Raw genomic sequence first — 20003 nt, forward strand, 5'->3', positions numbered from 1 at the left:
TGGTATAATCAGCACCGTATAAAAATCTCACTGGGCGGCGTAAGTCCCACGGAATACCGCCGGAACCTTGGAATTGCAGCATAAACAGTCCAAGATTTTGTCCGCACCTCCAAGGGGTCAATGTTCGGTGCTGATTGACATGTTCCATGACAATACGCCAACCTCGAAGAATATTGGCGACTACATCGACATAATCCAGGAAACCCTCAAGAAGGCAGGATGCATCGCAGTCTATCCTGAGACCAGGGACGGGGTTGAGCGTGGTTTGCTCGCAGTGCTGGGCAAAGGGCAATTTGGAACCTGCACTTGCGTAGAGAAACCGGCGCCTTAATCGCATTGGTCAGAGGCGATCTTGCAATTGACTGATCGTGTGATGACGACCGGCGCGGAAGCTCATTTAACGTCTCTCGCGAGGAGGCGGGTCCGGTACGATCTCCATTTACGGGATTTGAGAGCATGTTAGCTTGTATGTCATGATCAACGTCCATACCCTCATCGCGCGGGAAGAGACGCTGTCCTATCCGGATATTGTTGAGATCATCCGCCGCCGCATGTCGAGATCGAATAATGGTAGCCCTAAGAAATCAGCCAGTTTATCCGGTGTGGAGCGACGTGCCGTTGAACTCGATACGATCGCATCTGTCCTGCCGATCGACCGTCGCGACGAACTCGCGGAGCTGCTGGCCGACCGGGATATCGAGACGCTACGCCACCTAGTCAACCAGGGCATGGGCGCCAACACGCTGAGAGCACTGACCTCGGATCTCGCCTATCTCGAAGCCTGGGGATTGGGCGCGATCGACCACTCTCTGCCCTGGCCGGCGACCGAAGCACTGCTCCTGAAATTTGTCGCGCAGCATCTGTGGGATCAGCAGCAGAGGGAAACTGATCCCGACCATGGTATGCCGGCGAATGTCTCTCGTTGGAGGCCTTTGACACGGCGTGAGCTTTTGTGAGGGGAAATGGCCATCATTATAATCGTACTAGCCGCTATTGGGGTCATGATGAATACCGACCTCGGGCAAGAAGCTTTACTTGTGAGCGCCTCCACGGGGGCGGGTGCCCTATCCACTATCACTGGCGTCGTTCTTCTCGCAGCGGTTGCCTTTGTGTGTCTGGAAGCGCTGGCGAAGGCAGAATGGAATTCATTGGCAAGCAGGATAGTAACAAGTGGCTTTCTTGCCCTTGTGATTGTTGCGTGTTTTCAGACGGGCGGAGAGTGGCAATTCTTGGCGGGGCTGGCGTTGATCTTCGGCGCACTCGTTCCGTGGTTTCGGAACTTGCGGCCATTTCCTCTGCCCGCGCTTCTTGGTCGTTTCCGAAGTTCTCCGCTCAAAATTTTAGCAGCCGCGGCGTCAGTCTATCTAATCGTAGGCATATTCGCCTTTCCAATCGGAAGAACTTTGGGCCCAATATCCTCGTTGATGGTGGTCGGCATGATTCTGGCCGTTGTCACCACCGCTATCGCTAGCATATCGCACCGGAAAACTATTACGTGGGCGATCGCTCTCTTCACCGTAGTTGGTTTCGTCTTCTATCGTTCTTCACCTATCCGGGAACTCCCCGACAAAACTCTATATTCTAGTCCCGTAGCCATAGATTGCGTCGATGCCGCTGCACCTGCTGGCCTAATGCTGGTGGAACGGACCTTCAAATGCTGGCTGGATGCGAACAAGGACAAAGGTGGCCGAGCGACGATGTATTTGGTTGGAGCGGCAGGAGGGGGCGTCCGCGCGGCAGAATGGACGGCAACGGTGCTCTCCGAGCTTGACCGACAAGTCCCGGACTTTTCGAAGAAACTTTTTGCAATCTCGGCTGTCTCGGGTGGATCGTTGGGAGCATCTGTCTATCTGGGTGAAATAACGGAGCGCCAGCGAAGAGGAGATTGCCGTCCAAGCCAAGAAGGCGGATTGTCACCATGCGCGCGGGATATGTTGGACGGAGAGATTCTTGGGCCGGTCATCCTGTCTGCGCTGACCTCCGATGTAATCAGTTCCGTCGCTTTCCCTATCACCGGATACCTTGATGACCGGGGTGTTGCGCTTGAACGGAGCCTCGAACGCAACTGGGAAAATGCCTACGGTTCAAACCTTTTCGGAACCTCCCTCAGCGGATTATGGCCGAAAGAACCTTGGCCCGCTCTAATACTCAATGCGACAATGGTCTATAGGGGCCGAATTGCATCTACATCAAACTTGGGCGACATCGACGGTGACGGTCAGATTTTCAATGTTGGGCAGCCAACCACGAGGGTAAGTACGGCAGTCGTGAATTCAGCAAGGTTTCCCGGCATTACGCCAGGCGGCCGATATGTCCTGCCGTGGACAAAATATGAGGGGCGCGACGTCCCTGTATCGCCAAGTGAGGCAGCGAAGTCGGACAAGAAATTTGACTACAGGTATTTCGACACGCTGGTGGATGGTGGGTATATTGATAACTATGGAGCGGCTTCGCTCTTGGCCCTTATCGGTCAGCTAGATGAGATCCAGTGCGATATGCTTCAGGATCAAGATTCGGAACTGCATAAGCAGCCGTGCTGGCAGATCCTGCAAACGAAGAGGTTTGTCAGATACGCGGTGGTCCAGATAACGTCCGATCCACTTATTCCAGGCAAATGTGACATGCCGCTGGAGATAGATCCAGGAATCGACAGCGTAATATCGGACGCACCCGACCTCGTCTCTCCTCTGTTGACACTCATGAACACCCGTTCTCTCGCCGGAATTGATCTAGCTAAAAGGCTTAAGGAACATGTGCATTCCATCGACCTGAACGACAGGCAGTCGCGTACACATGGAATATTCGCGAAGGGTGACCATCCGCTGAATTTCAGCTATTTCCATTTCGGTTTGGGACCACTCCTCGAGCTTCCTCAATTTGGTTCAGAGGACACCTTCGCGGAGCTGAGAAAGTACATCGAGTTGCAACAGAGCGGCGCGTCAGAAGAAGAGCTCAGCAAGCTCTCAAGGCAACAAATGGAGGCTTCGTTCAAGAAGGAAGCGACACGTTTGATTAAGAAACCGACCTTTGACGGGCGCATGCCTCCGCTGAGCTGGGGCCTTTCAGAGGACTCGAAGTCAGCCATCGCCAAGCACTTCAAACTTTGCGGCTCATGGGCGGTGAAACATCTCCGCCGAATTTCTCAGGAAGGACTTTTTTACGCGCGCGACGAGGCGAGATGACGGCTCGCAAGCTGGCGCCTTCATTGTGGCGGCAGTTCTCGGGTCTGCTTCTGGTGGAGAGGGATAGAGCTTAAAGCTTACGCGAACTTTGAACCGATCATAAGAGCGTGGATTAATTCAACGGACGAATATTTTCGTAGGAGAGCAGGGATCTGCGGATCGTAGGCCGGACGTGCCTGACAGAAAGACTGGAGGTTCACGCGCTTACGCATCAACGGGCGAAGATCTGTCTGAATGATAAGTCCGTATGTCCTTCTTCGTGGCTGAGGTGGCTCGCCCTACACTGGTCTTCCGAGGGTTGCTCGGATAGGCCGAGCCGATCCTCACGACAGGAGGACGAGCCGTGGCAGATTATAGAGAAGCTTTTGTCGGAATCGATGTTGCCAAGCTGAAGAATGCGTTTGCGATTGCGAATCTGGCCGGAACGTAGAGATCCGTTATATCTGCGAGGTGGAGGGTGGAGGCAGGCAACGGATGCCAGCATGCGCCGCATTATCGAGCGTATAGCCGGAAAGTTTGATCACGTGCATTTCTGTTACGAGGCCGGCCCCACGGGTTACGGCCTCCACCGGCTCATCAAGTCGCTGGGCCATGACTGTAAGGTTGTCGCTCCGTCGCTAATCCCGAGAAAGCCTGGTGACCGCGTCAGACGAACAGTGTGAACATTACTCGCAGGCACTTGAGGGACAGTTTCTGGTTTCTGGGGCGGGCGTCGGTGCGATATCCGTCGGATCGAACACACGATCGCGGTGCGGTTCACGATGAGCGTCGAAACATTCGACATCAGAGTAGACACCGGGACTCCCGTTGATCTTAGCTACGATAAGCCGGACCAGTTCGCAGGAACGATCAAGAAGGTTGCCATCGATATAAAGCCGCACTGATCATCACCGTAGTTCATGACGTCTACTTGTCGTCCGTGGCAGCGCATGCGAGATGCCGCAGCTCCGCTTCGATCCGTTCAGGAGGTGATAAAACAGCGAAGCGAAAGGACTGTCTTCAGGAGCTTCAACGGCTGTTGCGAACGACCGAATTGAAGGCGCAAAGCTGACGCTCAGCCAGCTAATGTTCCCTCTGTGATTGAGTGCCTTTGTGAAATTTGAGCGATGGTCGCCTTAAAAAGATCTGAACCTACGGCCATACGATCTCAAAATGTGCTGCGTTGGTGTGAGTACTTCGGGAAGTGGACATCACGGTGCCCTCGCTTGATTTCATTCTTGCCACGGGTCAAGGACGATCGCACCGGTATCATAGAAGTCTTGAATGTTATGAGTGACCACAGTTAAGCCGTGGACCAGCGCGGTGGCGGCGATCAAGGCATCAGCCTCGTTGCGGCGGTCTGGAATATGTAAGTGGGCACAACGCGTCGCTACCGCGTCATCGACTGGTAAAATTCGCTCGGCGAATTCGGGGCGAACGCGGCTATCCATCCAACCTCGCAAACGAGACCCTTGGGCAGCATCGCGTCGCTGGATGCTTAATATTCCGCGCTCTATTTCCAGGATCGTAATCGCGGAAATGAACAAATCATTAGAATTTTGGCCACTAACCCACTTCGTCACATTGGCATCTGCTTTACCGTCTCCAACTTTGCGAAGCTCGGAGACAACGTTCGTGTCTAGCAGGTACTTCAAGATAGATCGACCTCGCGGGATGCAATTTCGGCTCTCGGTGGATCCAATTCGATCCCCGACAAACCAGGCATTGAAAGAGCATCCACGAGATTCCCGCGCCTGCCGGTGAGGCGCTCAAATTCGCTATACGTCATCAAAACATGGGATGGCTTCCCGCGATCTGTGATGACGACGGGTCCTTTCTGGGCAGCCTTCTTTGCTCTACCGACGTCATGGTTCAACTCCCGACTGGACAAACTTGTCACACTCATAGAATGCCTCCTTGTAGAAAAGTACCTACATATACGACATTGTGCTCTTTGGAGCAATGTCCAAGGTGGCTTTCGCCTTGACGGGAATCGAACTAATTCTCATCTGAATGCCGAATTGCAGAGTGATTGGACTCGCTGCAATTCGTGTTTAATGACAGCGAATCAAGCTCAGCCTAGTAAGCCTTCCGGTCGGCGAGGCTGGATATTCCCATTCGCTGATGTGGACCTGGCATTGCAGCCGCCAGGCAACGACGGCTGCGTAAAAAGCATGTCGAACTCGTCCACCTGGGAACGATTACAGAACCCATCCTCCATCGATCGTCAGGCTCGACCCGGTCATGTAGGAAGATCGTGGGCCAGCGAGATAAGACACGAGTTCGGCGATCTCTGCCGGATCGGCGACCCTCTTCAAGGGACTGCGGTCGCTGAGAAATTCGATCGTCCCGGCGTTCATATCTGTATTCGTCGGTCCGGGCTGGACGTTGTTGACGGTGATCTGTCTCGGAGCGAGATCGAGCGCCAGTCCCTTTACCATGGCGGCGACCGCAGCCTTCGTGAACTGATAGACGCTGCTGCCCTGGAAGCCGGTTCTCTCAGCCGTATTGGAACCGATCGTGATCACGCGGCCACCGTCTTTCATCTGTGCAACCGCAGCCTGGATCGCAAGGAAGACCCCGCGGATATTAACGTCGATCATGAGATCGAGTTCTTCAAGAGCAACCGCCTCCACTTTATTGATGCGCAGGATGCCGGCGTTCACCACGACGACGTCGAGTGCGCCGAGTTCATCCACCGCGTTGCGGACGGCCTCAGTAATGGCCTCGGGATCAGCACTGTCAGCCTGGATCGGGAGAACCTTGCGTCCTACCTTCTGGATCGAGGAAGCCAGCTCGGACGCGCTATCGGGCCGTGACACGTAAGTAAACGCAACGTCAAAGCCGTCCTCGGCTAACCTGCGTACAGACGCCGCACCAATGCCGCGCGCGCCTCCGAATACAAGGGCGGTCTTCCGTTCATTGATCGTCATGATTATCTCCTTTTTTGACAGATCAGTCCATAATTAAACAAATGAAAACCCGCCCTGTGAGCGGGCCCTTTAGTTCTTGAGCCGTTCCGTCGCGAAGCGGGCCATCGCTTTGAGGTGCGCGCTCGACGCTCCGCCGCGCGCTGCAACTTGGAGACCGCTCATCATCATAAGCACGAATGCCGCGGCCTCGCCTGGATCAAGGGTCTGGGCTATGCTTCCCTGCTGCTGCCCTTCTCGAATCCTGGCTGTGATTCCTCGGGAAAGCAGCTCGCCGAAGACCTTTCTGCGTTCATTGAGCTCAGCATCCGTCACGCCAAACTCGCCGACGGATCCGACGCCCATGCATCCAAGCGCTCGCTCTTCATCGTCTTCCGCAACGACTCCGGCAAGCAGGCTTTCAATTCCTTCTATCGGATCACCCTCGGACAACCTCCTAAGATGTCCGGATGTCGTCCTTCGCTGGTACGTATTAAGCGCCTCAAGATATAGCTTTCGCTTGTCGCCAAATGCCCCGTAAAGGCTCTGACGGCCAATTCCCATTGCTTCTCGCAGATCGTCGGTGGATGTCGCCGCGAAACCTTTCGCCCAGAACAGCCTCAGAGCTTTTTGCAGCGCCGCATCGCGGTCGAATTCTCTCGGTCTTGCCATGAATACGATCTATCAATTATGGACCGATCAGTCAATAATATTCATAACCCGCCGAAGATTCGCCACGCATGCGGTTGCAGGACCTAGAGTTCGGAGGCGTCGATAATCATCGAGCGGGCCAAGGACACTGTAAATCAAACACAGCGATCAAAGCTGCGCGGATGGGTGCCAGCGCCTCCGGTTCTTTAGTATCTTAGCGGCTCCGCCGACAAGCGCTTCCAACGATTCGCTATAAGAGCCATTCAAGCCTGAGGTGGAACGGCCACCAGGCCGTCCCATAGTGGAATTCACCGCGGGGTCATCACGCCGACAAGCCCGGCGAGTGCCGAGGGTTCACTCGATGTCGAGTCATAAACGCAAGGGGCTGCAAATAGCGACACGCTTGTGAATAGAACCAGGAGAAACCGCATTTCGATGCTCCTAGATCGCGCGGAGTTCCACATTGATATTCCCGCGCGTCGCCTTCGAGTAAGGGCATATCTGATGGGCCTCGTCGACGATCGCCTGCGCGGTGTCCCTGTCCACGCCGGGAATGCTGACATTCAGACGGGCCTGAAGAAAGAACTGGTTTTCGGTCGTTCCGAGATCCACTTCTGCATAGACTGAAGTGTCCGCAGGCAGACGCAACTGCCGCTTCCCGGCAGCTCGGGTCATGGCGCCGATGAAGCAGGCCGACCAGCCGGCGGCGAACAACTGCTCCGGGTTCGTTCCGGCCCCTCCGCTTCCCGGAGGAGAAAGCTTTACCTCCAGTGCAGCATCGTCGCTGCGCGCAAAACCGTCTCGGCCGCCCGTGGTGTGGGTCCGCCCGGTGTAGAGAACATTGTCGATATTGGGCATGAGATGCTCCTTGTGCTAGGGCCAGCGTTATTCGCTGACAGGGAGGTTTTTCGCCCGCTGGAGTATCTCCACTGTTTCAAAAAAGCCGGTGAAGTGTATCAAAAGGTAGGAACGCTCTGGCAGACTTGGCAGGAGCGACCCCGCTATCGCCATCAACGCAATGTCAGTTCCACGGCAAGCCCGCCGCCATCACGGTTGTAGAGCCTGACCTTGCCGCCAAGAGCAGCGGCAAGCTGCTGTGCGATGGCAAGGCCCAACCCTGTGCCGCCAGTCTCGCGATTGCGGGATTGTTCCAGCCGCACGAACGGCTGCATGGCGGCCTCCAGCATCTCATCGGGGATCCCCGGACCGCGATCAAGAACGGTTAAGACCGTTTCGCCATCCTCCTTGCGCTCGACGCTCAACTCCGCCGCGCCGGCAAACTTGATCGCGTTGTCTATGGCATTTGTCAGAATGCGCCTCAGTGCATGCGGCTTCGTCGAGAGGGTGCCATGCACAGGGCCGATGACCGACACCGCCTTGCCGATATCTTGGTAATCATAGGCAATGCTGTCGATGAATGACGAGAGGTCGATGCGCGAGGTCTTCTCGCCATTGCCGTGCGAACTGCGCGCATAGGCAATCCCATCCTTCACCAACATTTCGATTTCGCGCAGGTCACTGACCAGTTTGTCGCGTTCCGGACTTTCCTCCGCCATCTCGACACGCAGCCGCATGCGCGCAATCGGTGTCTGCAGGTCATGGGAGATAGCCGCAAGGATTTGCACCCGTTCCTCAAGATGATGGGCGATGCGGTCGCGCATGGCGTTGAAGGCCCGCGCCGCATGGGCGACCTCCCGGGGACCGCTCTCGCTGATCGGCTCGCTCTTGGCATTGGGATCAAGCGCATCGGCGGCCGCGGCGAGATCGCCAAGGGGGCGAAATGCCTGCCGCACGACAAGCCAAGTGCAGGCCACAAGCAGCAGCATCTGGACCGCAAAGACATAAGGCAGCCAGCTCGCCAGCGGCATCACGCCCCGCGGAGTCACGTCGATCGTCAGCGGTGATCCATCGGAGAGTGTCAGATGCCCCTGTAATCTGCCGTTCCCGCCGGGAATGGCCTCGACCGTCAGCGGAAATTGATGCCCCACCGCCTCCTCGATCCGGGCAGCAATCTCGGGTCCGTGTCCCGACATGTCGGGAATGCCGGGAATTCCTGGCCCGAGCTCCAGACGATAATTGCCGCGACTGAGGCGATCGAGCCACGCCGGCCGCTCGGCCGCCGGCAATCGGTCGATGACCGCAATCGAGGTTGCCAAATCGCTCTCGAGGGTACCCAGCATAACGGCCTTGGCCGAGGTGTAACGCTCGAAAAACAGGATGCTGAAGGAAAGGCCGTATGCGATCACAAGGCCCAAAAACAGGATGAGAAAGAGGCGCGCGCGCAGCGTACTTGGCCAGAAACTGAAACGCTGGCTCACTCTGTGCGCTGCCAGGTTCTTCATATCCTTGGCTCCGAAATTTCCACGGGCACGGCGAAAACATAACCCTCAGCTCGAACCGTCTTGATATAGGTCGGTTCGCGTGCGTCGTCGCCAAGTCGTTGGCGCAGACGGCTAACGAGAAGATCGATCGAGCGGTCGAACACTTCGGCATCACGCCCCTGGGTCAGATTCAACAACTGGTCGCGATTGAGAACCCGCTGCGGATGATCGATGAAGACACGCAGGAGGCGATACTCCGCTCCGCTCAGAGCAATCTCAGTGCCGTCGGCGTCAAGAAGATGCCGGCCCACTGTGTCCAGCCGCCATGTTCCAAAGGAAAGGATCTGACCTGCTTCGCTGATCTGCAAATTCGGTGGCAGCATTCTGGTACGGCGCAGGACGGCCTTGATTCGGGCCAGAAGCTCGCGTGCGGCAAAAGGCTTTGCCAGATAATCGTCGGCACCCATTTCGAGCCCGATAACGCGATCCATCTCATCATCGCGTGCGGTGAGCATGAGGATGGGCGTTGCCTTGTGCTTGCCGGATCGCAATTCTCGACAGAGAACCAGACCGTCATCGCCGGGCATCATCACGTCGAGCACGATCAAATCTACCACATTGGCATCCAGAAAACTGCGCATCTGGCGGCCGTCGGCGGCGGTGCTCGTGCGAAGACCGTTCTTCTTCAGATAAGCCGACACCAGTTCGCGGATCTCGCGATCGTCATCAACGATCAGGACATGATCGATATGCTCCATGTCGGGTCCTCGCATCCTCTGTTTCTGCGTGTCGAACCATCATCGTTTAGCGCTTGATGCAATCGCCGCGAAGCCGAGAAATGCTTCGCGGCAGCCTGATACCGAATTTGGTCGCTCTTAGAATTTCGCGACGTCGAGTACGGCCCGCGCGAACTCCGCCGGCGCTTCCTGAGGCAGGTTATGGCCGATACCGCCGCCAATCGTGCGGTGCTCGTAGTGTCCCGTGAATTTGGACGCATAGGCGGACGGATCCGGATGCGGGGCGCCGTTGGCATCGCCCTCCATGGTGATGGTGGGAATGGTCACGACAGGCGCCTTGGCAAGGCGCGCCTCATATGCATCGTATTTTGCCTCGCCTTCGGCCAGTCCAAGCCTCCATCGATAATTATGGATGGTGATGTCCACATGGTCGGGATTGTCGAAGGCCGTGGCGGAGCGGTTGAACGTTTCGTCGTCGAACTTCCAGGTCGGCGATGCGGTCTGCCAGATGAGCCGCGCAAAATCATGGGTATTGGCAGCGTAACCGGCGCGGCCGCGTTCAGTCGCAAAGTAGAATTGATACCACCAGGCAAGTTCTGCCTTGGGCGGAAGCGGCGCGCGGTTTGCGGCCTGACTGCCGATCAGGTAGCCGCTGACCGACACGAGCGCCTTGAAACGCTGAGGCCAAAGCACGGCCAAGATGTCCGCCGTCCGCGCACCCCAATCGTAACCGGCCACGATCGCAGTCTCGATCTTCAACGCATCCATCAGTGCGATCATATCGACCGCCAGAGCGGCCTGCTGACCGTTACGCGGAGTCTTGGACGAGAGAAACCGCGTCGTGCCGTAGCCCCGCAGATAGGGAATGATGACCCGGTAGCCGGCATCCGCCAGGATCGGTGCTACGTCGACATAGCTGTGAATGTCGTATGGCCAGCCATGCAGAAGCAGGACGACGGGACCGTTTGCCGGGCCGGCTTCCGCATAGCCGACATTCAGGACGCCGGCGTGAATCTGCCTCAGGGCAGCAAATTGCGTATGGCCCGACTTTTTTGCCGTATCGCCGGATGATCCGGCCGCCGCAGCGGTCGATTGAGCATTGGCCAGCGAGGTGGCACCGAGCTCGACGGCGGCAGCGGTCATGGCTGCCAAGCCAAAGAAGTGGCGGCGCTGAAGTTGAAACTTTTCGCTCATTGTTTTTCTCCGGTCCGTGTTGATGACTAAACCAAGAAAACGCTGCGCTTGTATCCTCTATATGTCCTGCATCCTGTTCAATTGCATGGCGATGTAGCAGAAGTGGCTACAGATACACTCTGATACAAAAGTCACTGGTCCGCTCCCGCAAAGGCCTCCGGCCCGGCAATCGACCCGGTCCGATTGAATCTCTCTGTAGCGAGCGGGGGTTTCTCTACACTCCGTTACATTTCTCCCTGCAGCCGGACACATCCACGACACTTGCGCGCAATCAGATTGGCGCAGTTGCCGGCCGAGCCCGCGTCGGCGCACCCACTCCACATCCCGGGCTTCAGAGGACATGTTCATGACGCTTCTCGTCATTGCCTATCTCGGAGGGGCGCTCACCATCCTTAGCCCCTGCATCCTGCCGATCCTTCCGTTTGTCTTTGCCCGCGCAGGACAGCCATTCTTGCGCAGTACCCTGCCTATGCTGGCGGGGATGGCCGTTACATTTGCTTTGGTTGCCACCCTGGCTACGATCGGTGGAAGCTGGGCCATCCAGGCCAACGAATTCGGCCGGCTCGCCGCTCTGCTGCTGCTTGCGCTGTTCGGCCTTAGCCTCATTTCCCCCCGCATTGCCAACACGCTGAGCCAACCCGTGGTCGGGTTGGGCAACCGCCTGATGAATGCAGCTGGCAAGCCTGGCAGTGCCCCATCCGCCGCGGGTTCTCTCCTTCTGGGCATTGCGACCGGCCTGCTCTGGGCGCCATGTGCCGGTCCGATCCTCGGTCTCGTGCTGACCGGTGCTGCATTGCAGGGCGCCAATCTGCAGACGACAGTTTTGCTCGGTGCCTATGCTGCTGGAGCAGCAACCTCGCTTGCCCTTACACTTTGTGTCGGGGGCCGGCTCTTTACAATGATGAAGCGGTCTCTGGGGATCAGCGAACGTGTTCGTCAGTTTGCAGGCGCCACCGTCATTGCAGGTGTAGGCGTCATCGCGCTTGGCCTCGATACTGGCGCGCTCGCCCAACTTTCCTATACCAGCACCGCCTCCTTCGAACAGGCCGTTCTCGATCGCCTCAACGTCCGGCCGACTGAAGGCGGCATGGAAGTCGCAAGTGCGGACAAGTCTCTTCCCGCCGGCAGCGGCAAGCCCTATCGCGCCGATCTTCCCGTCGAAGGAACGGCGCCTTCGCTGACTGGCGCGGTGGAGTGGCTGAACTCCCCGCCCCTGGCGACCGAGCAGCTGCGCGGTAAGGTCGTGCTTGTCGACTTCTGGACCTATTCCTGCATCAACTGCATCAGGACCATTCCGTATGTCCGGGCATGGGCGGAGAAGTACAAGGATCAAGGTCTTGTCGTGATCGGCGTCCATTCGCCGGAATTCGCCTTCGAGAAGAAGATCGATAATGTCAAAAAGGCGGTCGGCGATTTCAAGATCGACTATCCCGTCGCCATCGACAACGACTACAGGATCTGGCGTGCCTTCGATAACAGCTACTGGCCTGCCAGCTACCTGATCGATGCCAAGGGCAATATCCGCTACCACCATTTCGGCGAAGGCAACTATGGCCAAACCGAACAAGCGATACAGGATCTCCTTCGTGAAGCCGGCAGCGACATAGCAGCAACCACCCTGGTCAATCCTGATGCGAAAGGTGCAGAAGCCAGTGCAGACCTGAAGGACATCGGTTCCGGCGAGACTTACGTTGGGTACAAGCAGTCGACAGGCTTCGCCTCGAAGGAAAGCCTCGGTGCCGACACGTCCCGTACCTATTCCGTCGACAAGCCCTCTTTGAATCAATGGGGTCTTAGCGGGACATGGACGGTCGGTCCGGAAGAAGCAACGCTCGACAAGAGCGATGGCAGCATCACATACCGCTTCAAAGCCCGCGACCTGCATCTCGTTCTTGGGCCGGATAGTTCCGGCAAGCCAGTCCGCTTCCAAGTAACAATTGACGGCCAATCACCCGGTCCCGATCATGGGACGGATACCGATGCCGACGGTAATGGCACGGTCACCTCCACCCGACTTTACCAGCTCGTCCGCCAGTCGGGCGGTGTCCAGGATAAGACCTTCACGATCCGCTTTTTCGATCCGGGCGTGCAGGCCTATGCCTTCACCTTCGGCTGAAACCTTAGCCCCCAAACATCCAAAACCACTAGGAGCATGACATGAACCGCTGTCTTATTTCGCTAGCAGCAATTGCCTTCGCCACCAGCACCATTGCCTTCGCCGCGCAGGCCGCGGAGGTGAAGAACATCGTCATCGTGCATGGCGCGCTCGCCGATGGCTCCGGCTGGCGCAAGGCAACCGAGATCCTCGAAGGCCGAGGATATAACGTCACCATCGTGCAGGAGCCGATCACTTCGCTTGCCGATGATGTTGCCGCCACCAATCGCGTCATCGACCTGCAGGATGGCCCGTCGCTTCTTGTCGGCCACAGCTATGGCGGGATGGTCATCACCGAGGCCGGCAACAATCCTCATGTCGCGGGCCTCGTCTATGTCGCAGCGTTTCAGCCCCAGGCGGGTGAAAGCCTGTTGGATCTTGCAAGCTCCAAGCCCGCCGGCAGCATGGACATCCGAGAGACCAAGGACGGGAAATATCTCTATCTCGACCCGGCCGCGTTCGCAAATGACTTTGCTGGCGACCTTCCGAAAGAAGAGACCCGCTTCATGGCGAGGTCGCAGGTCTTTGCCGCCAAGCAAGCCTTTGCGGCAAAGATCACCGATCCCGCATGGAAGACAAAGAAGAGCTGGGCCATCGTCGCCACTCATGACCGGTCGATCAATCCCGATCTCGAACGGGACATGGCAAAGCGCGCCAACAGCGACGTGAGCGAGATCGCCGCAAGCCACGCTGTCTTCGCCTCCCAGCCGGAGAGGGTCGCAGACGTCATAGAAAAGGCTGCAAAGGCCCTCTCACGATAGCGCGTTTCGACCGTTGATTTCGCAGAAGGCCGCGCCTGACAAGCGCGGCCTTTCGTATGTCCGGTTCTGTTCGCGCAGATCGAGACGCCGGCTGATACCGATCCCCTCCAGAAAGGCCTCGTCATGGCTGACGACGAGCATTGCGCCGTCATAGGCTCTCAGCCCGGCCTCCACGATCGCGATGGAATCAACATCGAGGTGATTGGTCGGTTCGTCGAGAATAAGAAGCTGCGGCGGATCCTGGCTTCCGAGGACGCAAGCAAGGCCCGCGCGCAGCATCTCGCCCCCCGACAGATGCTGCACCTCCCGCAAACCGGCATCGCCCCGAAACAGAAAACGCGCGAGGGCAGCCTGACAGGCATTCTCACCGGATCCAGAATTGAGGCGCATGAAATTGTCACGGATGGAAAGTTCAGGTCGAAGCAGGCTGACCTTCTGGTCGAGGAACGCGTATGCGACCTCAACCCGGACCGATCCTGAAAATGGCGCGAGGGTCCCGGTAATGACGGAGAGTAGCGTTCTTGCCCGATCCGTTCGGCCCTGCCAGCGCAATCCGTTCCGGCCCCGTTATTGTAAGCGACAGATCGGACAGGACCGGCGCATCGCGTTCGTAACCTGCTGTAATCTGTTCAAGCCGTAAAACTATCTTCGATGCCACGAGTCCGGTGGACGGCAGGGATAGCTTGAATGGTTCGAGAACCTCGATACGGCGCTGTGCCTCCGCCACGCCCGCCTTGGCCTCCTCCGTCATTCGACGTGCGGTGGCGGCATTTTCGCCGCCTGTCTGCTCGGCACGGATGGCACGCCCCCCGGCCGCGATCCGTGGCATTCCTCCCGCTGCCGCCTTCTTTTTGCCTGCGCCATCGCGACGAGCCTGCCGCTCGGCCGTCTCTTGCGCCTTGCGCCCAATCACACCCAGGCGTTTCTCCGCCTCGTCCAGATCATGCTGGGCACCGGCAAGTTCTAACGCTTTGCGTTCGCGGTAATGGCTCCAGTTGCCGCCATAGCGGCTGATACTAAGGGAGGTGAGTTCGGCAATGCTGTCCACCGTTTCCAGCAATTCGCGATCGTGGCTGACAATGATCGCGCCCTGTCGCCATCCATCAAGAAGCTCGATCACAGCAGCCCGGCCGTCGCGATCGAGGTTGTTGGTGGGTTCGTCGAGGATCAGGAACTCAGGCGCACGATAGACTTGAGCAGCAAGCGATGCGCGCGTGCGCTAGCATGCAACACGATCATTTGGGCAGCGGGCGTCAAAGCCTCAGACGCCGCTGCATGGCTAGAAACGCCTGCTGACCGCGCGGGGCGAGCCATCGTTCAGTCCGATCTAACGATCCAGGACGCGCCAAATATCTACGTCATCGGTGATACCGCATCAGTCCAGTGGAAAGATGGCACGACGGTGCCAGCTATCGCCCCGGCGGCCAAACAGCAGGGAACGTTCGTCGCGCAACGAATACGGCATCAACTTACGGGTAGAACAGTGCCGCTCTCGTTTCGATACAGACATCTAGGAAATCTCGCGACGATTGGGCGCAACGAACCTTTTCTCGGAAATTCTGTGTAAGGCGGCACAGTAGCCCTCGTAGCCAAAGCGAGTAATGTCCCAACAGTCCGGTAGGTCAGAATTCATCCATCCTAGATTGCATCCCGATGACCATCGGATAGAATGAACGTAGACTATCCTAATGCAGGAGGCCGAGACCAAATCGATAGAGGCTTATTATCGTAGCTTGGCCCGTCGCGGTGATTGTGGGATTTGTGGGTAGGCAAATCCTACAGCTGAACTCATGGTTCAACGGTGATCCTGAGCCGCGGTGCCAACTGTACCACCGACTTATGTCCCGTCAGCACTGGCCGGGCTTTTTATATGGGTGGAAAAAGAGAGACCCGTTAGTGGATCAGCGAGCCTCCCAGTATCCCGAAGCATCTAAGGGAGGGTCGAGGGAAGCGCTTCGGGCACCGGCGAACAGGTCAAGACGCTGATCGTTCCGAAATGCTCTACCGTATAGAAAGTGCGTTGTGCCGACGGCAAGAACGACATACGGTTGTTCCAGCATACGCAAGACCAACCGGAGGACACTGCTATGAGTGCAAGACAAGCCTTTACGCCTGAACAGATTGCCGCTCTATCCGCAGCGGTAAAACAGATATGTGCCGAGCGTGGCATCCAACCGACAAGTAAAGACGGTCGGGAAATCGCGATGCGTTTGGTCGAAGAGTATACGGGCGGCGAAACGATCGCGCAGATGCAGAGACGGTTGACCCTGCACTAGTAAACAACAGATTGGGTGCGACGCCTAGATTATGATCGAACCGGGTCGTAACGCCAGGGTCTACACTTCATTCCAGAGGGTCGAACAGCCAGTATCATTCGCCGAACGACAGTTCTTCGCCCGTTTCGCTGTCGCCGCCTTCCGAAGCGGCGATTTATTTTTGAACTGCATGTCGGCTGAGCAGGCCCGCATCTTCGAGCGCTTCAATGTTCGGAAGGTCGCGCAGCGTTCTCCATGCCGAAGGCCGAGAGGAAATGTGGTGTCGCCACATAGGCATAAGATTGCGCCGGGCGTCGGGCTGCTCGGTCCGGAGCCTGTAAAACCCGCCCGTCGAGGTGCGGCGATCGTGTCACGGCTAACCTCGTTTGCCAAAAATCTTCGACAGTTCGCTGCGGTTGACCGGCTGCAAGTATCCCCGCCATCAGCACCATCGCCTCGAACTCGGAGAGTGCCGCTGCCCCTCCCCTTGTCGGCGCCGAAGAGCGCGAATCGTCCCGGCGAACCGCGGTCGGGTGGGATGCTGCCAGCCGCCGGCGACCGACACCAACTCATAGGGGCGGTCTCGCAGTACGGAAATCCCTTGATGATTTGATCCGCGCCGAGCCGCCGTGGCTCGGCTACTGGCGCGATCGCCTTGCCTTTAAATCGGCCGCCGTTGCCGCCAAAATGATCGGCCGCAGTGAGGGCGAACGCGTGTTGCGTGAAGCCATCCTTCTGACGATAGCGGACGACGATCTCGGCCAGGCCGGTAAGCTGTTTTTCGCCACACGAATGCTGACGCGGCGAAGGGGGACAGTTCCCACGCCCGTCGTCAAGGAGCTTGCCGACCTATTTGGAATTCGCTGGGACGACGGCCTTGCGCCGGTCCCCGATGTGGTCGATACAGTTATTCAGTCCGGGCGAGCAGCACCCTTCGCGGTGGCGGACCTGATAACGGCGATCTCTGCCGTTCGCCCGGACGCCGAGGCGATGGCCCTAGGTCTCGCCGAGGTGGTGCTGGCGCAGAAGCTGAAATAGCCAAAACCCGTGCCGCTGCTGCCCGAGCGTTTCGGGTCTGCCTTCCGCATCATCGGTGGCCGCGGTGGGGTTCGACCGGGCGAGCCGGCTTATCCGAAAGCGATCGCCTGGCGCTGGTCGACGGCGTCGAGATGGCGCTGCGATGTGGTGAGATCGATAGGCGGGCAGCTCATCTGCTCGCCGTGGCGCCGAGACTGCGAACCATGGGCGCCGAGCCGGTGATACGTAAGCTTCTGAACGAGGATGCGATCGCAGCCTTGGCGCCGGGTTGTGATCTATCGCGCTGGGCAGCCAACCGCCTTTTCGATCGGCTCGAGAGTTTCGAGGCGGTGCGTGAGCTTGCGATACCGGCGGCAAAGGCAGCATCGGGTTTGCTGATCTCGTGAGTTCGCGGGCGCGCCCAGCTTGGCAAGCGCGGTGGCCAGACAGACGTTGTTGGTTGGCGTGGGGAGCGAATCCATTCGGTCGAGCATAATGGAGATGCGCGGTTTACGACGAGCATTTCAGCTTAAACCGCACAGCACGTCAGTCACCTAGAACGTCCGATAATCTTGCATTATCGGACGTTAGGTCCACAATAGAAAAAGCGGTGCAAACCGCGAAACAAACCCGCTCAAACGGTGGAATTTGGGCTTTCACTCGACGTGACTATATCCCTAGACAGCCTAGCCAGTTTGGAGCCAACGGATGGAACGGCAGCTGCAGGACGCAAAGAACCAGTTCTCTAAAGTGGTGCAGAAGGCGAGACACGAGGGGCCGCAGGCGATTACTGTCCGCGGCGAGCGCACCGCGGTCGTCCTGCCCGCCCGTGACTATGACCCCTTGGGCGCCGGCCGACCAACACTGGTCGACGATCTGCTCGGCGGACCAGCCTGGGACGACGCGTTTGCCGAGGCGGTCGATGCGCGCACCAATACCTCCAGCCGCGATGTAGCTTTCTGATGTGTCTCGTCGACACCAACATCGTCTCGGAGGCCCGGCGCGGCACACCGCAGGCCGCTGCCTGGTTGCTCTCGGTCGATCCGTTCAGCATGCATCTCAGCGCATTGACGCTTGGCGAAATCATGCGCGGAATCGCTCTGAAGCAAAAGTCGGATCACAAGACCGCAGCGCACCTCACCGAATGGCTGCGCAAGCTGCGCCATGACCATCGCGATCGAATTCTGCCCGTGACTGACGAGATAGCGGTGGAATGGGGCCGCATTGCCGCTGTCCGCCCGCGCATTGGCGGCTTGATCGCCGCGACCGCAATAGTCCATGACCTGATCCTGGTCACCCGCAACGTCCGCGATTTTGAAGACACGGATGCGGTAGTGGTCAATCCATGGGAGGCGTAAGCATGATCCGCGCGACGACGCAACCGGAGGCGTCGGATGTCTCCCTCCCTTCCGGTGTCGAAGCCCTCTCCCCTGCCCCGCTGCCGGCGCCCAGCCTGCCGAGCCGGCCATCTGCAGGATCTCACCGATCGCGCGCGGGGTTATGTGGAGGCTGCCACGTCCGTCAACACCCGCCGCGCCTACGAGCGGCTGGATGTTATTCCGGCGCAGTTCCGTGTTATCGTGACCGCGTTGTGCAGGCTCCCCCAGTAGCAGGTGTAGTATGCACATGCCGTGCCGTCAACGGTGGTCTCCTCCGCACGTTCTAATGGAGCACCGTGCATTTGGCCTTTGCCGATAGCCGTTCAACGTAGGGCTGAGCGAGCATGTGGAGAGAGTCGTCAGAGGGAGAGAGAACGTCATCGACGGTTTTGAATCGGTGGGGCACAACCGATTCATTTTAGTGATGTTTTGCTGCCGGGCGCGAGGCTTTCAAACCAGGCAACACGCCGCGTGGTTGGATGCCTATCCTTCGAGCTTTTCCCTGCAGATCTGCTCGACAAGGTTTTGGAGCACCTGGATCCGTTCGACCAGCCAGCGGAGCTCTTCCTCAGTAATTTCGTAGTGCGGTGAATATCGCGCATCCACATATGCGCGGTCGAGGCGCTCAAAGCAGCGGCGCGTGAACTTCGTGTCCCGTGGCCATGCCTCGATAAGGCGGGGCTCTAGTCTTTCCGCGGATGAGCGCAGTGATTTCAGCCGATGCGATTTCGGGCTGTAGAGGGTGAGCACGAGCAGGACGCAATGATAGAAACACTCCGAAGCTTGATGGAGAAGAAACGAAGCTTGATTTCGGTCGTCCTCGGCGAGGTAGAATTTCGCCCCTTTCACGAACTTCAAAGCGTTTGGAAACCACCGCTCGTAGTAGCTCATTGCCTCTTCCCGCGCCGCTTGCTCATCGAGCGGCTTCGGCGTCACAAACGGATGCCCTTCTTTCTCATAGAGCATTATGCCGTCACGGATGATGTCAATAAAGAACGGCCTTCCTCGTGCCAGCTGGTCGTTTACCTCCTGCAGCGCGTGGACAATGACATTGACCGGCGTCTCGATCGTCTTCGTCACCAGCAGTTCACGCAGGAAGTGATCGGAAACGTCATGCCACAGCTCGTTTTCCTCTCCGACACTGTGTATATTGACGACGACTAAAATATCGTAGTCGGAGCGGTAACCGCTCTTGTGATCCTCAACCCAGCCGCCGCGGCTATACGAACCGAACAAGATCACCTTAAGGATCCGGCCGGCCTTTTGTTTTTCCGATAGTTTGGACTGCTGCGCGGCATCAAACTCCTCAAAAATGATCTTCAAGGCGCGGAAAAGCTCCCGACGCTTTCGCTCCGGAAGATGGTGCAAGTCTTCGTTTTCAGTCACGCCGCCGCTCGTATCCATTCGTCGTGCCGTATCCTTGCTAAACACTGCTCGCAAACCAGTGCCTGAATGCCCGCAAA

General features: G+C 57.8%; 18 protein-coding genes and 6 pseudogenes. 13 read left to right on the forward strand and 11 right to left on the reverse strand.

Annotated features, from left to right (window positions below):
- From J2X76_RS31675 to J2X76_RS26760, 4 genes and pseudogenes are all read left to right on the forward strand, one after another.
- A partial coding sequence (locus tag J2X76_RS31675; protein WP_405030106.1) for an IS3 family transposase occupies positions 1-84 on the forward strand: 84 nt, incomplete at its 5' end.
- Positions 85-551: 467 nt separating this feature from the next.
- Positions 552-917 (forward strand): annotated as a pseudogene (locus tag J2X76_RS26750) (integrase); the annotation flags it as partial.
- A gap of 45 nt (positions 918-962) precedes the next feature.
- Complete coding sequence (locus J2X76_RS26755) at positions 963-3182, forward strand: hypothetical protein (protein WP_310220599.1); 2220 nt, start codon at positions 963-965, stop codon at positions 3180-3182.
- A 343-nt stretch (positions 3183-3525) separates the two neighbouring features.
- Positions 3526-3832: pseudogene (locus J2X76_RS26760) on the forward strand (IS110 family transposase); the annotation flags it as partial.
- A gap of 561 nt (positions 3833-4393) precedes the next feature.
- On the opposite strand, the gene J2X76_RS26765 reads toward J2X76_RS26760, so the two are convergent.
- From J2X76_RS26765 to J2X76_RS26800, 8 genes are all read right to left on the reverse strand, one after another.
- A complete protein-coding gene (locus J2X76_RS26765) occupies positions 4394-4816 on the reverse strand; it encodes a type II toxin-antitoxin system VapC family toxin (protein ID WP_310220600.1) in 423 nt (140 codons plus the stop codon).
- The gene (locus J2X76_RS26770) at positions 4813-5067 is read right to left on the reverse strand and encodes a type II toxin-antitoxin system Phd/YefM family antitoxin (RefSeq protein WP_310220601.1); all 255 of its coding nucleotides are present in this window, start codon (positions 5065-5067) and stop codon (positions 4813-4815) included. Before J2X76_RS26770 ends, J2X76_RS26765 begins: the two co-directional genes overlap by 4 nt.
- Positions 5068-5362: 295 nt before the next feature.
- A complete protein-coding gene (locus tag J2X76_RS26775; protein ID WP_310220602.1) occupies positions 5363-6094 on the reverse strand; it encodes an SDR family oxidoreductase in 732 nt (243 codons plus the stop codon).
- Positions 6095-6163: 69 nt separating this feature from the next.
- Positions 6164-6742, reverse strand: a complete 579-nt coding sequence (locus J2X76_RS26780) for a TetR/AcrR family transcriptional regulator (RefSeq protein ID WP_310220603.1) — start codon at positions 6740-6742, stop codon at positions 6164-6166.
- 420 nt (positions 6743-7162) lie between these two features.
- Complete coding sequence (locus tag J2X76_RS26785; RefSeq protein WP_310220605.1) at positions 7163-7579, reverse strand: organic hydroperoxide resistance protein; 417 nt, start codon at positions 7577-7579, stop codon at positions 7163-7165.
- A 152-nt stretch (positions 7580-7731) separates the two neighbouring features.
- Positions 7732-9063 (reverse strand): ATP-binding protein, encoded by a 1332-nt coding sequence (locus J2X76_RS26790; RefSeq protein ID WP_310220606.1) that lies wholly within the window; start codon positions 9061-9063, stop codon positions 7732-7734.
- Positions 9060-9800 carry a response regulator gene (locus J2X76_RS26795; RefSeq protein WP_310220607.1) on the reverse strand — a complete coding sequence of 247 codons (741 nt, stop codon included), beginning with the start codon at positions 9798-9800 and terminating at the stop codon, positions 9060-9062. The genes J2X76_RS26790 and J2X76_RS26795 overlap by 4 nt, the downstream gene beginning before the upstream one ends.
- A 117-nt stretch (positions 9801-9917) precedes the next feature.
- Entirely contained in the window at positions 9918-10973 is a 1056-nt protein-coding gene (locus tag J2X76_RS26800; protein WP_310220608.1) for an alpha/beta hydrolase, read from the reverse strand.
- Positions 10974-11319: 346 nt separating this feature from the next.
- Between J2X76_RS26800 and J2X76_RS26805 the strand changes: the two genes are divergently transcribed.
- Both J2X76_RS26805 and J2X76_RS26810 read left to right on the forward strand, forming a co-directional pair.
- Complete coding sequence (locus J2X76_RS26805) at positions 11320-13089, forward strand: cytochrome c biogenesis protein DipZ (protein ID WP_310220609.1); 1770 nt, start codon at positions 11320-11322, stop codon at positions 13087-13089.
- A 41-nt stretch (positions 13090-13130) separates the two neighbouring features.
- Positions 13131-13889, forward strand: a complete 759-nt coding sequence (locus J2X76_RS26810; RefSeq protein WP_310220610.1) for an alpha/beta hydrolase — start codon at positions 13131-13133, stop codon at positions 13887-13889.
- On the opposite strand, the pseudogene J2X76_RS26815 reads toward J2X76_RS26810, so the two are convergent.
- A pseudogene (locus J2X76_RS26815) lies at positions 13881-15108 on the reverse strand (ATP-binding cassette domain-containing protein); the annotation flags it as partial. The gene J2X76_RS26810 and the pseudogene J2X76_RS26815 sit on opposite strands and share 9 nt — an antisense overlap.
- Here J2X76_RS26815 and J2X76_RS26820 point away from each other — a divergent pair.
- Both J2X76_RS26820 and J2X76_RS26825 read left to right on the forward strand, forming a co-directional pair.
- Positions 15082-15456: an FAD-dependent oxidoreductase gene (locus J2X76_RS26820; RefSeq protein ID WP_405030107.1), complete on the forward strand. Its 375-nt coding sequence runs from the start codon at positions 15082-15084 to the stop codon at positions 15454-15456. The pseudogene J2X76_RS26815 and the gene J2X76_RS26820 overlap by 27 nt on opposite strands.
- 520 nt (positions 15457-15976) lie before the next feature.
- The gene (locus J2X76_RS26825) at positions 15977-16165 is read left to right on the forward strand and encodes a hypothetical protein (protein ID WP_310220611.1); all 189 of its coding nucleotides are present in this window, start codon (positions 15977-15979) and stop codon (positions 16163-16165) included.
- Positions 16166-16319: 154 nt separating this feature from the next.
- Here the strand turns inward: J2X76_RS26825 and J2X76_RS26830 are convergent.
- Positions 16320-16733: pseudogene (locus tag J2X76_RS26830) on the reverse strand (SMC-Scp complex subunit ScpB); the annotation flags it as partial.
- 2 nt (positions 16734-16735) lie between these two features.
- Here J2X76_RS26830 and J2X76_RS26835 point away from each other — a divergent pair.
- From J2X76_RS26835 to J2X76_RS26855, 5 genes and pseudogenes are all read left to right on the forward strand, one after another.
- Positions 16736-17182: pseudogene (locus J2X76_RS26835) on the forward strand (DUF1403 family protein); the annotation flags it as partial.
- Between the two features lie 131 nt (positions 17183-17313).
- On the forward strand, positions 17314-17568 hold the full coding sequence (locus tag J2X76_RS26840) for a DUF1403 family protein (RefSeq protein ID WP_405030097.1): 255 nt from the start codon (positions 17314-17316) through the stop codon (positions 17566-17568).
- A gap of 301 nt (positions 17569-17869) precedes the next feature.
- Positions 17870-18124, forward strand: coding sequence for a type II toxin-antitoxin system Phd/YefM family antitoxin (locus J2X76_RS26845; RefSeq protein ID WP_310220613.1), 255 nt, complete (start codon positions 17870-17872; stop codon positions 18122-18124).
- Positions 18124-18519: a type II toxin-antitoxin system VapC family toxin gene (locus tag J2X76_RS26850; RefSeq protein ID WP_310220614.1), complete on the forward strand. Its 396-nt coding sequence runs from the start codon at positions 18124-18126 to the stop codon at positions 18517-18519. The genes J2X76_RS26845 and J2X76_RS26850 overlap by 1 nt, the downstream gene beginning before the upstream one ends.
- A gap of 36 nt (positions 18520-18555) precedes the next feature.
- Positions 18556-18702, forward strand: a pseudogene (locus tag J2X76_RS26855) (integrase); the annotation flags it as partial.
- A gap of 321 nt (positions 18703-19023) precedes the next feature.
- On the opposite strand, the gene J2X76_RS26860 reads toward J2X76_RS26855, so the two are convergent.
- Complete coding sequence (locus tag J2X76_RS26860; protein WP_310220615.1) at positions 19024-19944, reverse strand: HEPN domain-containing protein; 921 nt, start codon at positions 19942-19944, stop codon at positions 19024-19026.
- Positions 19945-20003: the final 59 nt, after the last annotated feature.

Origin of the sequence: Neorhizobium sp. 2083, from assembly GCF_031455615.1 — a bacterium.
GTDB lineage: Bacteria > Pseudomonadota > Alphaproteobacteria > Rhizobiales > Rhizobiaceae > Neorhizobium.